General features: G+C 55.1%; 12 protein-coding genes. 8 read left to right on the top strand and 4 right to left on the bottom strand.

Annotation, left to right across the window (positions count from 1 at the left end):
• Positions 1–12: 12 nt before the first annotated feature.
• Positions 13–3,279: a ribonuclease E gene (gene rne / locus V6940_RS09515; protein WP_333495674.1), complete on the bottom strand. Its 3,267-nt coding sequence runs from the start codon at positions 3,277–3,279 to the stop codon at positions 13–15.
• A gap of 656 nt (positions 3,280–3,935) precedes the next feature.
• Between rne and rluC the strand changes: the two genes are divergently transcribed.
• Positions 3,936–4,898, top strand: a complete 963-nt coding sequence (gene rluC / locus V6940_RS09510) for a 23S rRNA pseudouridine(955/2504/2580) synthase RluC (protein WP_333495673.1) — start codon at positions 3,936–3,938, stop codon at positions 4,896–4,898.
• Between the two features lie 45 nt (positions 4,899–4,943).
• On the opposite strand, the gene V6940_RS09505 is transcribed toward rluC, so the two are convergent.
• From V6940_RS09505 to V6940_RS09495, 3 genes are all read right to left on the bottom strand, one after another.
• Positions 4,944–6,179: an MFS transporter gene (locus tag V6940_RS09505; protein ID WP_333495672.1), complete on the bottom strand. Its 1,236-nt coding sequence runs from the start codon at positions 6,177–6,179 to the stop codon at positions 4,944–4,946.
• A gap of 105 nt (positions 6,180–6,284) precedes the next feature.
• Positions 6,285–7,409, bottom strand: coding sequence for a dienelactone hydrolase family protein (locus V6940_RS09500; protein WP_442910805.1), 1,125 nt, complete (start codon positions 7,407–7,409; stop codon positions 6,285–6,287).
• A 147-nt stretch (positions 7,410–7,556) separates the two neighbouring features.
• Positions 7,557–8,141: a Maf family protein gene (locus V6940_RS09495; protein ID WP_333495671.1), complete on the bottom strand. Its 585-nt coding sequence runs from the start codon at positions 8,139–8,141 to the stop codon at positions 7,557–7,559.
• Between the two features lie 142 nt (positions 8,142–8,283).
• On the opposite strand from V6940_RS09495, the gene yceD reads away from it, so the two are divergent.
• From yceD to acpP, 7 genes are all read left to right on the top strand, one after another.
• Positions 8,284–8,805, top strand: a complete 522-nt coding sequence (yceD, locus tag V6940_RS09490; RefSeq protein ID WP_333495670.1) for a 23S rRNA accumulation protein YceD — start codon at positions 8,284–8,286, stop codon at positions 8,803–8,805.
• A gap of 16 nt (positions 8,806–8,821) precedes the next feature.
• A complete protein-coding gene (rpmF, locus tag V6940_RS09485; RefSeq protein WP_003036242.1) occupies positions 8,822–8,995 on the top strand; it encodes a 50S ribosomal protein L32 in 174 nt (57 codons plus the stop codon).
• Positions 8,996–9,074: 79 nt separating this feature from the next.
• Complete coding sequence (gene plsX / locus V6940_RS09480) at positions 9,075–10,133, top strand: phosphate acyltransferase PlsX (RefSeq protein WP_333495669.1); 1,059 nt, start codon at positions 9,075–9,077, stop codon at positions 10,131–10,133.
• Between the two features lie 59 nt (positions 10,134–10,192).
• Positions 10,193–11,146, top strand: coding sequence for a beta-ketoacyl-ACP synthase III (locus V6940_RS09475; RefSeq protein WP_185666411.1), 954 nt, complete (start codon positions 10,193–10,195; stop codon positions 11,144–11,146).
• Positions 11,147–11,163: 17 nt separating this feature from the next.
• Positions 11,164–12,093 (top strand): ACP S-malonyltransferase, encoded by a 930-nt coding sequence (gene fabD, locus V6940_RS09470; RefSeq protein ID WP_333495668.1) that lies wholly within the window; start codon positions 11,164–11,166, stop codon positions 12,091–12,093.
• A gap of 10 nt (positions 12,094–12,103) precedes the next feature.
• Entirely contained in the window at positions 12,104–12,838 is a 735-nt protein-coding gene (fabG, locus tag V6940_RS09465; RefSeq protein WP_035894171.1) for a 3-oxoacyl-ACP reductase FabG, read from the top strand.
• A 209-nt stretch (positions 12,839–13,047) separates the two neighbouring features.
• On the top strand, positions 13,048–13,284 hold the full coding sequence (acpP, locus tag V6940_RS09460; RefSeq protein ID WP_000103754.1) for an acyl carrier protein: 237 nt from the start codon (positions 13,048–13,050) through the stop codon (positions 13,282–13,284).
• The last annotated feature ends 11 nt before the right edge of the window (positions 13,285–13,295 follow it).

The raw sequence follows: 13,295 nt of genomic DNA, 5'->3' as shown, positions 1-13,295 counted from the left end.
TACGCGCGGCGGTTATTCAACCGGCTGCGGGCGGGTTGGACCTGAGGTCGCGGTATGCGTTGCGCTGTGACCACCGGCGGAACCTTTACCGTCGAAGTCAAAGGCAGGGCGAACCCAGTCGCTGTGACGCGGCGCTTCAGGCACGTAGGTTGGCGCAGGCGCGCGGGTCATTGGTGCCGTGGCATGGTGAGCGGCGGCAGGGGCTGGCTCGGCGACAACGGGCGCTTCGACAACCGGTGTCGGAGCAACCACTGGTGCTTCAACGACCGGAGCTGCTGCGACAACTGGCGCAACCACGTCAGGCGTTACTGCTACCGGAGCTTCAACCACTGGCTCTGCGGCAGCCGGTTCGGCTTCCACGTTGGCTTCTTCAACCGGCGCTGCGGTTTCGGCAACCGGCTGTACCGGCGCTTCTTCAACAACGACTGGCTCTTCAGCTACCGCTTCTGTAACGACCGGAGTAGGGGTCTCTTCCAGCGCAGGTGCCGCTGCTTCAGCAACGACCACAACAGGTTCAACGACAGCTTCTGGCTCAACCACTTCTGCAGGCTGTACCGGCGCTTCAACAGCTACTGGTGCAACTGGCTCAGCGGCAGCGATAGGCGCTACGGCTTGCTCAACGGTTTCTGCCACGATTGGCTGTGCAATCTCTTCCTGCTCAACCGGTGCATCAACGATAGCCTGATCCTGAACCTGTGCAACCGGGTAACGGATCCACACTTTACCGGATGCCAGTTCTGGCGACGCACAGGCGACGGTCAGCGGCATTGGTGACTGGGTCGGGTAACGCTCATCACGGTAGCGACGGCGACGCTGACCGCTGACGCGCAGGTGACGTGGAGAACGACGGGAGCGACGTGGCATACCGTTGTTATCACGACCTTCTGCGCTATCGTCCTGCTCGGCTTGCGCCGGAACATCAACGACGGCTGGCAGGTCAACTTTCGCCAGAGCGGTACGTGGTGCTTCTTCCTGCTGCGGTTCATCAGCAATCAGTTCACGTGCTGCGGTCTGCTCAGGGGTTTCGATACGCACTTTCTGCGACAGCTGGCGCGGCTTGCGACGCGGCATGTTCTGAACGCGCTCTTCCGCTGCGGTTTCCTCAGCAATGACCGGCTGCTCTTCGCGGCTCTGCGGCTTAGCTTCCTGCGGCTGCTGACGTTTTTCGTCGTTGCGGCGGCGGTTACGTTCGCGGCGGGACTGCTGCTGCTCGTCACGGGATTTCGCTTTCTCGCTGTCGTCTACGGCAGCGACCTGACGGTTTTCACGTGCTTCACCGGTCTGCTGTGGCTTCTCACGACGGTTGCGGCGGTTGTCCTCGCGGCCTTCACGGCTCTCGCGCGGCTCACGGCCTTCGGCGTTTTCACCACGGTCGTTACGTTCGTTACGCTCGTTGCGATCGCCACGGCGGTCGTTACGTTCGCCGCGGTCATTACGGTCGCGACGGTTGTTCTGACGCGGTTTGCGACGTTCCTGCTGACGTTCAGGCTTGGCTTCCTGCTTCTCAGGCTGAGCTTCAACTGGCGTTTCCGGGGTACCGGCAAACAGGTTTTTCAGTGCGCCGAAGAAACGGGAGATCAGGCCTGGTGCTGCAGGTGCGGCAGCAGCGGTCGCTGTAGCCTGTGGCGCAGCGGCAACAGCAGCAGTTTTGACAGCCGTAGGCTCTGGCACTTCAGGCATCACGAAGGTCGCCAGCGCTGGCTGTTCAGGCAGCTTACGCTCAACGAACTCTTCTTCTACCGGCAGCGCCATGGCTTCTTCATGCAGCTTCGGCAGCAGGTAGCTCAGGGTAGTGGTCTCTTCACCTTTACGCACGCGCAGTACGGAGTAGTGCGGGGTTTCCATCTGATCGTTTGGCACGATGATGCAGCGAACATCGCCCTGACGGGATTCGATGGCGCTGATAGCGGCGCGCTTTTCGTTCAGCAGGTAAGAGGCAATTGGCACTGGGACAATTGCATGAACTTCTTTGGTGTTCTCTTTCAGCGCTTCTTCTTCAATCAGACGCAGAATGGAGAGCGACAGCGATTCGTTGTCACGCACGGTACCGGTGCCGGAGCAGCGTGGGCAGACGTGGTGGCTGGATTCACCCAGTGATGGGCTCAGACGCTGACGGGACATCTCCAGCAGGCCGAAGCGAGAAATGTGGCTGATCTGAATACGCGCACGATCCTGACGCACCGCTTCACGCAGACGGTTTTCAACCGCGCGCTGGTGGCGTACCGGGGTCATGTCGATAAAGTCGATAACGATCAGGCCGCCGAGGTCACGCAGGCGGAGCTGACGGGCGATTTCATCGGCCGCTTCCAGGTTGGTATTGAATGCGGTTTCTTCGATATCGCCGCCGCGAGTGGCGCGTGCGGAGTTGATATCGATAGCGGTCAGCGCTTCGGTGCTATCGATAACGATAGAACCGCCTGACGGCAGACGGACTTCACGCTGGAAAGCGGATTCAATCTGCGATTCGATTTGGTAGTGGCTGAACAGCGGGATTTCACCGGTGTACAGTTTGATTTTGCTGCTGAAATCCGGACGACCCAGCGCAGAAATGTGCTGACGCGCCATCTCCATCACTTTCGGGTTATCGATCAGGATTTCGCCGATGTCCTGGCGCAGATAGTCGCGGAAGGCGCGAACAATCACGTTGCTTTCCTGGTGAATCAGGAACGGGGCAGGGCGGCTGTCTGCGGCTTTCTGGATAGCTTCCCAGTGCTTCAGACGGAAGCTTAAATCCCACTGCAGCGCTTCGGCGGATTTACCTACGCCAGCGGTACGTACGATTAAGCCCATGCCGTCCGGCAGCTCGAGGCTTGCCAGCGCTTCTTTCAGCTCGGTGCGATCGTCACCTTCGATGCGACGGGAGATACCGCCAGCACGTGGGTTATTCGGCATCAGCACCAGGTAGCTGCCCGCAAGACTGATAAAGGTGGTCAGCGCAGCGCCTTTGTTGCCGCGCTCTTCTTTATCAATCTGAACGATAACTTCCTGACCTTCGCGCAGTACGTCTTTGATGTTCGGACGACCATGAGCGTTGTAATTAGCAGGGAAGTATTCGCGAGCAATTTCTTTGAGGGGGAGGAAACCATGACGTTCGGCGCCGTAATCAACAAATGCGGCTTCGAGACTTGGTTCAATACGGGTAATTTTGCCTTTGTAGATGTTCGCTTTTTTCTGTTCGTGTCCTGGGCTTTCAATATCCAGATCGTACAGACGCTGCCCATCAACGAGGGCGACACGCAACTCTTCCTGCTGAGTTGCGTTGATTAACATTCTTTTCATCGTAACTTACTCATTATTCTTACATTGACGACTAAGCTGCGAGCAGAGTGTTGCCTTTCCGGGGTAAACCGATGGCCTCGTGACTATTCACGTCGCCAACCTCACGGTTGTCGCTCGCTTAAGAGGCGCAGAGTGTCGGTAGCCTGTGTTTCAAGCGGAAACACAGCGCAATTATTTGGGGAACAGCCTGGGATAACTCTCCAGAGAAGATTCCATTTATACTCGTTATCTTTCAGAAGGTAGAGGTCTGCACGGATGTTTCCCGTTGCGTTTTCTGTCTGCCATCTAAAATTCATACAGTATATGTACCGGTAAGGACTGCAACTCGCAGCCCGCTAACTGTCTGAACGATCAATACGTCTTACGCCATTGCTGCGTGGATGATCGGACGGACAAAACTGGTCATTCCGTAAATATCCTTGTTATTCCAGGTTCAACACGGAAAACAGATTCATTATTCCTTGCTAACCTGGTTATAGCAAGATGACTTTCACCTTTTATCACCCGGTTACTCACAGTTTTTTCACCAGTCCGATGAGATTGTTCTAATAACAAACAACTCATAGGGTGAAGCAACGTCAGAAATGGGTAATGATAAATATAAGCATAGAAAAATGAGTGGCGCTATTGAGCCGGGATATTTAGAATCGCGCACCATGAAAACTGAGACTCCGACCGTAAAAATGATTGCCATTAGCGCTGATGAAGCCGGGCAACGAATTGACAACTTTTTGCGCACCCAGCTGAAGGGCGTGCCGAAGAGCATGATTTACCGCATCCTGCGTAAGGGCGAAGTGCGGGTAAACAAAAAACGCATCAAACCAGAATATAAGCTGGAAGCCGGTGATGAAGTGCGTATCCCACCGGTGCGCGTCGCTGAGCGTGAAGAAGAGGCGGTGTCGCCGCATCTGCAAAAAGTAGCGGCGCTGAGCGATGTGATCCTCTATGAAGACGATCATATCCTTGTGCTGAATAAGCCTTCTGGTACCGCCGTGCACGGCGGCAGCGGCCTGAGCTTTGGCGTGATTGAAGGGCTGCGCGCCTTACGCCCGGAAGCCCGTTTCCTTGAACTGGTGCACCGCCTGGACCGCGATACCTCCGGCGTCCTGCTGGTGGCGAAGAAGCGCTCTGCGCTGCGTTCGCTGCACGAACAGCTGCGCGAAAAAGGGATGCAAAAAGATTACCTGGCGCTGGTGCGCGGTCAGTGGCAGTCCCACGTTAAAGTGGTGCAGGCACCGCTGCTGAAAAATATTCTCCAAAGCGGCGAGCGTATTGTGCGCGTGAGCCAGGAAGGGAAGCCGTCTGAAACCCGCTTTAAGGTGGAAGAGCGCTATATCCACGCCACGCTGGTGCGCTGCAGCCCAGTGACCGGGCGTACGCACCAGATCCGCGTACACACGCTGCATGCCGGTCACCCGATTGCCTTCGATGACCGCTATGGCGATCGCGAGTTTGATAAACAGCTCGCAGGCACTGGCCTGAACCGTCTGTTCCTGCATGCTGCGGCACTGAAGTTTACTCACCCGGGTACGGGTGAAGTGCTGCGCATTGAAGCGCCGCTGGACGACCAGCTCAAGCGCTGCCTGCAGGTGCTACGTCATCAAAGCAAGCAGCAGTAACAGGTTGGTATAAAGTGAAAAGCGGGCTCTGATAGCCCGCTTTTTTTACGCCATGTCGCTGACGCGAACGGCGACGCTTTTTTCTTTAATCGGTAGATTCACCAGCGCGGCCAGCAGCGCCAGCGCAATATCCGCGTACCACACCCACGTCAAACTTCCTTCGTACTGCATCGCCACGCCGCCCAGCCAGGCACCGAAAAAGGCCCCCATCTGATGGGTAAACAGCGTAAAACCAAACAGCGTTGCCAGATAGCGGGTACCAAAGAGCTTGCCGATGATGCCTGCCGTCGGCGGCACGGTGGCAAGCCAGGTAAAGCCGATTGCGCAGGCGAAGAGATAAAAGGCTGCTTCTGATTTCGAAGAAACCAGAAACAGCGCAATCATCACCGCGCGGGAGGCATACAGCACCGCCAGAATGTACTTCATCGGATAACGCTTGCCGAGAAAACCCGCCATGATGCTGCCCGCAATGTTGCATAAGCCAATCAGCGACAGGCTGATAGCCGGGACGGTGGCATCGTGTCCGCAGAGCGCGGCTTCAGATGGCAGATGGGTGGTCAGAAATGCGACGTGAAAACCGCAGGTGAGAAAGCCTGCGTGCAGCAACAGATAGCTTGGGTTACGAAAGGCGAGGGCGATCTGCTGCTTAAGTCCTGGGTCGGCCACCGATGAGGCAGGCGCATGTGTCAGCTGACGTTTATCGCCACGACACAGCATCCAGGATGGAAAGATGGTCGCAAGGGCGGCAATCGCCAGAAACACCAGCCCGGAGGCCATACCGCGCAGGCCGATAATCAACTGCACCAGTGGGGCAAAGATAAACTGCCCAACCGAACCACCGGCGTTGATCAGCCCGCTTGCCATGGAACCCTTATCGGTAGGCAGACGGCTGGCCACGACGCCAATCAGTACCGAGAAGCTGCCTGCAGCGGCACCTGCTGGGCTGAGCAGACCTTGCGCCAGGGTTAAGGGCAGAAACGACGCAGCCCACAGCGTGCCAATCTGACCCAGTGCAATCATCAGCGCGCCAAGCACCAGTACGCTGAACGCGCCGCGTTTATCAGCCCATGCGCCAAACAGCGGCTGGAAGGCTCCCCACATCAATTGGCCAATCGCCAGCGCCATGCTGATTTCGGCGATACTCATCGACGTTTCCATCACGATAGGGTGCACAAATAGCCCCACGGTCTGACGGATACCCATCGTGATCATCAGGATCACGCTGGCGAGAGTGATAGGAAGCCAAAGCGAGGCAGAAGGTTGTGAAGATGGGGCGCTCACGGAGCACTCCTTGGGTCAGGAAAAAGAGTGGCGAGAGAGTACTGAGTCCGACCAGAAAAAGCTATGCCCCCAAGCCCGTTATTGTGCCGGATTGAGGGCGAAGGGTTAAGGTTTAAGCCATTTATCCAGCCACGGGAAAACTTCCTCCTGCTGTTGCTGGTAAAAGACGTGACCTAACGCTGGCCAGGTTTTGGTGACCAGCATGTTGTCGGCTTTTTGCGAAGACCAGACGCGGTGCACTTTGGCAAAGGCATCGTTGACTGCGCTGGCGGGGAAAAGCTTGTCCTGTCCGCCGCTAAAAATCAGCATCGGTTTCGGTGCGGCAAGGCTGGCGATATCCGGAATATCCATTTTGGCCGCCATGCCCGGATGCAGCATGTAAAAGGCCGACTGGCCGCGAAGGACGTTGTTGCCCGGGGTCATCAGGCCGTTATAGGTACCGAACCAGGAGATAACCGCCGTCGCGGCGACCTTATTGGAGAGCGCTGCTAGCTGCCAGGCGCGATACCCGCCCATTGAGAAGCCGAGCACGCCGATACGCTGGCTATCGACCCCTTTCAGCGAGGCGAGGAAGTCTACGGTGCGCATATCTTCATACGCCACTTCACCTGCCAGCGAGCGGCCCAGATTAAAGTAATTGCTGGCCAGTGCCTGCTGCTGCTCATACACCATCGGCCCGCGGTCGCCCCAGCCGGGACTGTCGATAGCGATCACCACATAGCCACGCTTTGCCAGTTCATCGCCGATAAAACGCCCGGTGAAGAACTTATCGGCCCAGGCCTGGGCGCTGGCAAGTTGCTCGGCATTACCCCACGGGCGGATGAGTTTCTCTTTGCCGATATCGAATTTCGAACCGTGGTCGTGGAGCAGGACGATTGCTGGATGTGGGCCGGGGGATTTTGGCGTCAGCATCAGCGCGGCGATGCGGTTATCGTCGGTGATGTTAAGGGCCAGCTTTTCGGCAGTGTAACTGCCCCGGTCTTCGCGGGCGATGTGTTGTGCGTTGAAAGGTTTGGTCGAGTCAGGAGTGAGAAGCGACTGACGCAATAACTGACGGGCATGCTGCTGCCACGTTTTAAAATTGGAGTAGTGCCCGGAAAGCCATGAGTCCGGGTACTGCATCTGGCTTTTCATCTGTTGCCAGCTGGCGGGAAGATTACCCTCGACAATGCCCTGTTGCTGCCAGTCATCAACGGCATTAGCCTGCATTGTGGTCAGCATTGCCAGCATAAATAACAGTTTAGGTGTGCCACGCATCCTCTCTCCTTAAATTAAAACAATGTTTCAATGTGGAGTCTGGATTGTAGTGGCGATGAAAAAATAAACTGTGATCGCGGGTGGGATTTCCCGGCGTCGCTGTGCTCGGCCGGGGATGCACTAATCTGCCAGTGGGTTAAAGCTCTCCCGACGCAGCATTTTGCACAGGGCAATCAGCGGTAAACCAATCAACGTGTTCGGATCGCGCCCTTCAAGACGGTCAAATAATGCGATCCCTAACCCTTCGCTTTTAAAGCTACCGGCGCAGTTGAGTGGGTTTTCTTTACGGATATAGGCGTTGATTTCTTGCTCACTTAAATGGCGGAAATGGACGTCGAACGGTTCACATTCCGTTTGTAACTGACCATTCGCGGAGTTATACAACGCCAGCCCGGTATAAAACGTCACCACATTGCCACTGGCCTTTTTTAATTGCAGGCGAGCATTCTCTTCGGTGTGCGGTTTACCGGTGATTTCGCCATCAAGCAAACAGACCTGGTCGGAGCCAATAATCAGATGGTCAGGAAAACGTGTTGCCAGCGCCTGGGCCTTGGCCTGCGCCAGTCGCAGTACCAGGCTGCGTGGGGTTTCGCCAGGTAACGGCAGTTCGTCAACCTCGGGGGCGGCGCACTCGAAGGGCAGGCCGAGTTTCTCCAGAAGCTGTTTGCGATAGGGGGATGTCGAAGCAAGAATCAATTCAGGCATAATTTTTTAAATAGACGGTAGCGAATTAGATTCCGACATTTTAAACTATAGGCCGCAATGTGTGCGAATTATTGGCAAAAGGCAACCTGAGGCTGCCTTTTTCTTTGACTCTATGACGTTACAAAGTTAATATGCGCGCCCTATGCAAAAGGTAAAATTACCCCTGACTCTCGATCCGGTTCGTACGGCTCAAAAACGCCTTGATTACCAGGGTATCTATACCCCCGATCAAGCGGAGCGCGTCGCCGCGTCCGTAGTCAGTGTGGACAGTGATGTAGAATGCGAAATGTCCTTCGAGATCGATAACCAACGCCTCGCGGTTCTGACCGGTGATGTGAAGGTGACGGTATCGTTAGAATGTCAGCGTTGCGGGAAACCGTTTACTCATCGTGTCTACACAAAGTATTGTTTCAGTCCGGTCAAAAATGATGATCAGGTTGAGGCACTCCCGGAAGCGTATGAGCCGATTGAGGTTAACGAATTCGGTGAAATCGATCTGCTGGCGTTGGTTGAAGATGAAATCATCCTCGCCTTGCCGGTAGTTCCGGTGCATGATTCTGAACACTGTGAAGTGTCCGAGGCGGACATGGTCTTTGGTGAATTGCCTGAAGAGGCACAGAAGCCAAACCCATTTGCCGTATTAGCCAGCTTAAAGCAAAAGTAATTGAGGAGTAAGGTCCATGGCCGTACAACAGAATAAACCAACCCGTTCCAAACGTGGCATGCGTCGTTCCCATGACGCTCTGACCGCAGTCACCAGCCTGTCTGTAGACAAAACTTCTGGTGAACAACACCTGCGTCACCACATCACTGCCGACGGTTTCTACCGTGGCCGTAAGGTAATCGCTAAGTAATCACGCGAAAGCGTGATGAAGCTTAGTGAGGAATTTCCCCGTTAACGCGGGGAAACCCAAACCAAGCGGCGACGATACCTTGACACGTCTAACCCTGGCGTTAGATGTCATGGGGGGCGATTTTGGCCCTTCCGTGACAGTGCCTGCAGCATTGCAGGCACTGAGTTCTAATCCGCAACTCTCACTTCTTTTAGTCGGTAATCCCGACGACATTACGCCATTACTTGCCAAAGCTGACTTTGAACAACGTTCACGTTTGCAGATTATCCCTGCCCAGTCGGTTATTGCCAGTGATGAACGGCCCTCGCATGCTATCCGCCATAGCCGCGGTAGTTCAATGCGCGTGGCGCTTGAGATGGTGAAAGAAGGGCGGGCTGAAGCCTGCGTCAGCGCTGGAAACACCGGTGCGCTGATGGGGCTGGCAAAATTATTGATCAAGCCCATTCAGGGGATTGAGCGCCCAGCGCTGGTGACGGTTCTACCGCATCAGCAAAAGGGCAAAACGGTGGTGCTGGATCTCGGTGCCAACGTGGATTGCGACAGTAACATGCTGGTGCAGTTTGCCGTCATGGGTTCGGTCATGGCCGAAGACGTGCTGGGAATTGAAAACCCGCGCGTTGCGCTACTGAACATTGGTGAAGAAGAGATTAAGGGTCATGATAGTATTCGTGACGCCTCATTAGTGTTAAAAACAATCTCTTCCCTCAACTATATCGGCTATCTTGAAGCCAATGAACTGTTGACGGGTAAAACCGATGTGCTGGTTTGCGATGGCTTCACAGGTAACGTCACCTTAAAGACGATGGAAGGGGTTGTCAGAGTCTTCCTCTCGCTGCTGAAATCTCAGAGCGAAGGGAAAAAACGGTCGTGGTGGCTGCTTTTATTAAAGCGTTGGTTACAAAAAAGCCTGACAAGGCGATTCAGTCACCTCAACCCCGACCAGTATAATGGCGCCTGTCTGTTAGGATTGCGCGGCACGGTGATTAAGAGTCATGGTGCAGCCAATCAGCGAGCCTTTGCGATCGCTATAGAACAGGCAGTGCAGGCGGTGCAGCGACAAGTTCCTCAGCGAATTGCCGCTCGCCTGGAATCCGTATACCCCGCAGGATTCGACACTCTGGAAGCTGGCAACCGATAGTGCCAGCGCCCCGATGGTTGAATAGGGCGGCTATATTAGCGAAAAGTGACTGAGCGTACATGTATACGAAGATTATTGGTACCGGCAGCTATCTGCCTGAGCAAGTGCGGACTAACGCCGATCTGGAAAAAATGGTTGATACGTCTGACGAGTGGATTGTCACCCGTACAGGTATCCGTGAGCGCCGTATTGCTGGCCCTGATGAAAACGTGTCTACGCTGGGTTACGAAGCGGCAAAACGCGCGCTGGAAATGGCGGGTATTGAAGCCAGCGAACTGGGGCTGATTGTGGTTGCTACCACTTCTGCTACCCACGCTTTCCCAAGTGCAGCTTGTCAGATTCAGGAAATGCTGGGCGTAAAAGGCGCACCGGCATTCGACGTCGCGGCAGCGTGCGCAGGTTTCACCTACGCGCTGAGCGTGGCCGATCTGTACGTCAAAACTGGCGCAGTGAAATATGCGCTGGTGGTCGGTGCCGATACGCTGGCACGTACCTGCGATCCTACCGATCGCGGCACGATCATTATCTTCGGTGACGGCGCGGGTGCCGTGGTGCTTGGCGCATCTGAAGAGCCGGGCATTATCTCTACCCATCTGCATGCAGACGGGAGCTACGGTAAGCTGCTGACGCTGCCGAACGCCGATCGCGTTAACCCGGAAAACTCTATCCATCTGACGATGGCGGGTAACGAAGTCTTTAAAGTCGCGGTAACTGAACTGGCGCACATCGTTGATGAAACGCTGGCGGCCAATAACCTCGACCGTTCTGAACTGGACTGGCTGGTGCCGCACCAGGCGAACTTACGTATTATCAGCGCGACGGCGAAGAAGCTCGGCATGTCGATGGACAACGTCGTAGTCACTCTCGACCGTCACGGCAACACCTCCGCTGCTTCTGTGCCGTGTGCCTTTGACGAAGCGGTACGCGACGGTCGCATTAAACGCGGTCAACTGGTGCTGCTCGAAGCCTTCGGTGGCGGGTTCACCTGGGGTTCTGCGCTGGTTCGTTTCTAAGTATAAGGATTATAAACATGACGCAATTCGCTTTCGTGTTCCCGGGTCAGGGTTCACAGGCGGTAGGCATGCTGTCTGAGCTGGCAGCAACCTATCCGGTTATTGAAGAAACTTTTCATGAAGCTTCCGCAGCGCTGGGCTACGATTTATGGGCGCTGACCCAACAGGGTCCTGCTGAAGAACTGAACAAAACCTGGCAGACTCAGCCTGCGCTGCTGACCGCTTCCGTTGCCCTGTATCGTCTGTGGCAGCAGCAGGGCGGTAAAGCACCGACCCTGATGGCCGGTCACAGCCTGGGCGAATACTCTGCGCTGGTGTGCGCGGGCGTTATCGCTTTCGCTGACGCGGTGCGTCTGGTTGAACTGCGCGGCAAATTCATGCAGGAAGCGGTACCGGAAGGCACCGGCGGCATGTCCGCCATTATCGGTCTTGACGATGCGTCTATCGCCAAAGCGTGCGAAGAGTCTGCGGAAGGCCAGGTGGTTTCTCCGGTGAACTTCAACTCACCGGGCCAGGTGGTTATCGCCGGTCACAAAGAAGCGGTTGAACGTGCGGGCGCAGCCTGCAAAGCAGCGGGCGCTAAGCGTGCTCTGCCGCTGCCGGTCAGCGTGCCATCCCACTGTGCGCTGATGAAGCCTGCTGCCGAGAAACTGGCCGTAGAACTGCAGAAAATTACCTTTAACGCGCCGACCGTTCCGGTTGTGAACAACGTCGACGTGAAGTGCGAAACTGATGCCGACGCGATTCGTGACGCGCTGGTTCGTCAGCTGTACAGCCCGGTTCAGTGGACCAAAACCGTTGAGTTTATGGCATCCCAGGGTGTAGAGCATCTGTATGAAGTTGGTCCGGGTAAAGTCCTCACCGGTCTGACCAAACGTATTGTAGATACCCTGACTGCATCGGCCATTAACGAGCCGGTTGCCCTGTCTGCGGCACTTGCGCAATAAAGAGGATAGCATGAGCTTTGAAGGAAAAATTGCACTGGTAACGGGTGCAAGCCGCGGTATTGGCCGCGCAATCGCTGAAACTCTCGTCGCTCGCGGCGCGAAAGTTATCGGTACTGCGACCAGCGAAAGCGGCGCGCAGGCGATTAGCGATTATTTGGGTGCGAACGGTAAAGGTCTGCTGTTGAATGTGACCGATCCAGCATCTATTGAATCTGTTCTCGGAAATATCCGCGCGGAATTTGGCGAAGTCGACATTCTGGTCAATAATGCCGGGATTACTCGTGATAACCTGTTAATGCGCATGAAAGATGACGAGTGGAACGATATCATCGAAACCAACCTGTCATCTGTTTTCCGTCTGTCAAAAGCGGTAATGCGCGCTATGATGAAAAAGCGTCATGGGCGTATCATCACTATCGGTTCTGTGGTTGGTACCATGGGAAATGCGGGTCAGGCTAACTACGCTGCGGCGAAAGCGGGTCTGATCGGCTTCAGTAAATCACTGGCGCGTGAAGTTGCGTCACGCGGTATTACTGTGAACGTTGTTGCTCCGGGCTTTATTGAAACGGACATGACGCGTGCGCTGACCGATGAGCAGCGTGCGGGTACACTGGCGGCAGTTCCTGCGGGGCGCCTCGGCACTCCAAATGAAATCGCTAGTGCGGTTGCATTTTTGGCCTCCGACGAAGCAAGTTACATCACTGGTGAAACGTTGCACGTAAACGGCGGGATGTACATGGTCTGATTGCGTTTTGCACAAAGTGCTCAGACAACGGGCAATCTACGTATGTCTGAGTATGATTAGTGCAAAATCATTTGCGTTATGAGGGCAAACACCCGCAAAATAGCGTAAAATCGTGGTACGACCTGCCGGGATTTAGTTGCAAATTTTTCAACATTTTATACACTACGAAAACCATCGCGAAAGCGAGTTTTGATAGGAAATTTAAGAGTATGAGCACTATCGAAGAACGCGTTAAGAAAATCATCGGCGAACAGCTGGGCGTTAAGCAGGAAGAAGTGACCAACAATGCTTCCTTCGTTGAAGACCTGGGCGCAGATTCTCTTGACACCGTTGAGCTGGTAATGGCTCTGGAAGAAGAGTTTGATACTGAGATTCCGGACGAAGAAGCTGAGAAAATCACCACCGTTCAGGCTGCCATTGATTACATCAACGGTCACCAGGCGTAAGTGAACATCTC

This window comes from Kluyvera sp. CHPC 1.251 (assembly GCF_036759945.1).
GTDB lineage: Bacteria > Pseudomonadota > Gammaproteobacteria > Enterobacterales > Enterobacteriaceae > Kluyvera > Kluyvera sichuanensis.
This window is presented reverse-complemented; position numbering and strand designations above follow the sequence as displayed.

Excerpts from the sequence above, each read along its gene's own strand:
- yceD (WP_333495670.1), top strand. The coding sequence starts at position 8,284 with ATGCAAAAGGTAAAATTACCCCTGACTCTCGATCCGGTTCGTACGGCT.
- rne (WP_333495674.1), bottom strand. The coding sequence starts at position 3,279 with ATGAAAAGAATGTTAATCAACGCAACTCAGCAGGAAGAGTTGCGTGTC.
- V6940_RS09475 (WP_185666411.1), top strand. The coding sequence starts at position 10,193 with ATGTATACGAAGATTATTGGTACCGGCAGCTATCTGCCTGAGCAAGTG.
- fabD (WP_333495668.1), top strand. The coding sequence starts at position 11,164 with ATGACGCAATTCGCTTTCGTGTTCCCGGGTCAGGGTTCACAGGCGGTA.
- V6940_RS09500 (WP_442910805.1), bottom strand. The coding sequence starts at position 7,409 with ATGCTGGCAATGCTGACCACAATGCAGGCTAATGCCGTTGATGACTGG.
- fabG (WP_035894171.1), top strand. The coding sequence starts at position 12,104 with ATGAGCTTTGAAGGAAAAATTGCACTGGTAACGGGTGCAAGCCGCGGT.
- acpP (WP_000103754.1), top strand. The coding sequence starts at position 13,048 with ATGAGCACTATCGAAGAACGCGTTAAGAAAATCATCGGCGAACAGCTG.
- rluC (WP_333495673.1), top strand. The coding sequence starts at position 3,936 with ATGAAAACTGAGACTCCGACCGTAAAAATGATTGCCATTAGCGCTGAT.
- rpmF (WP_003036242.1), top strand. The coding sequence starts at position 8,822 with ATGGCCGTACAACAGAATAAACCAACCCGTTCCAAACGTGGCATGCGT.
- V6940_RS09495 (WP_333495671.1), bottom strand. The coding sequence starts at position 8,141 with ATGCCTGAATTGATTCTTGCTTCGACATCCCCCTATCGCAAACAGCTT.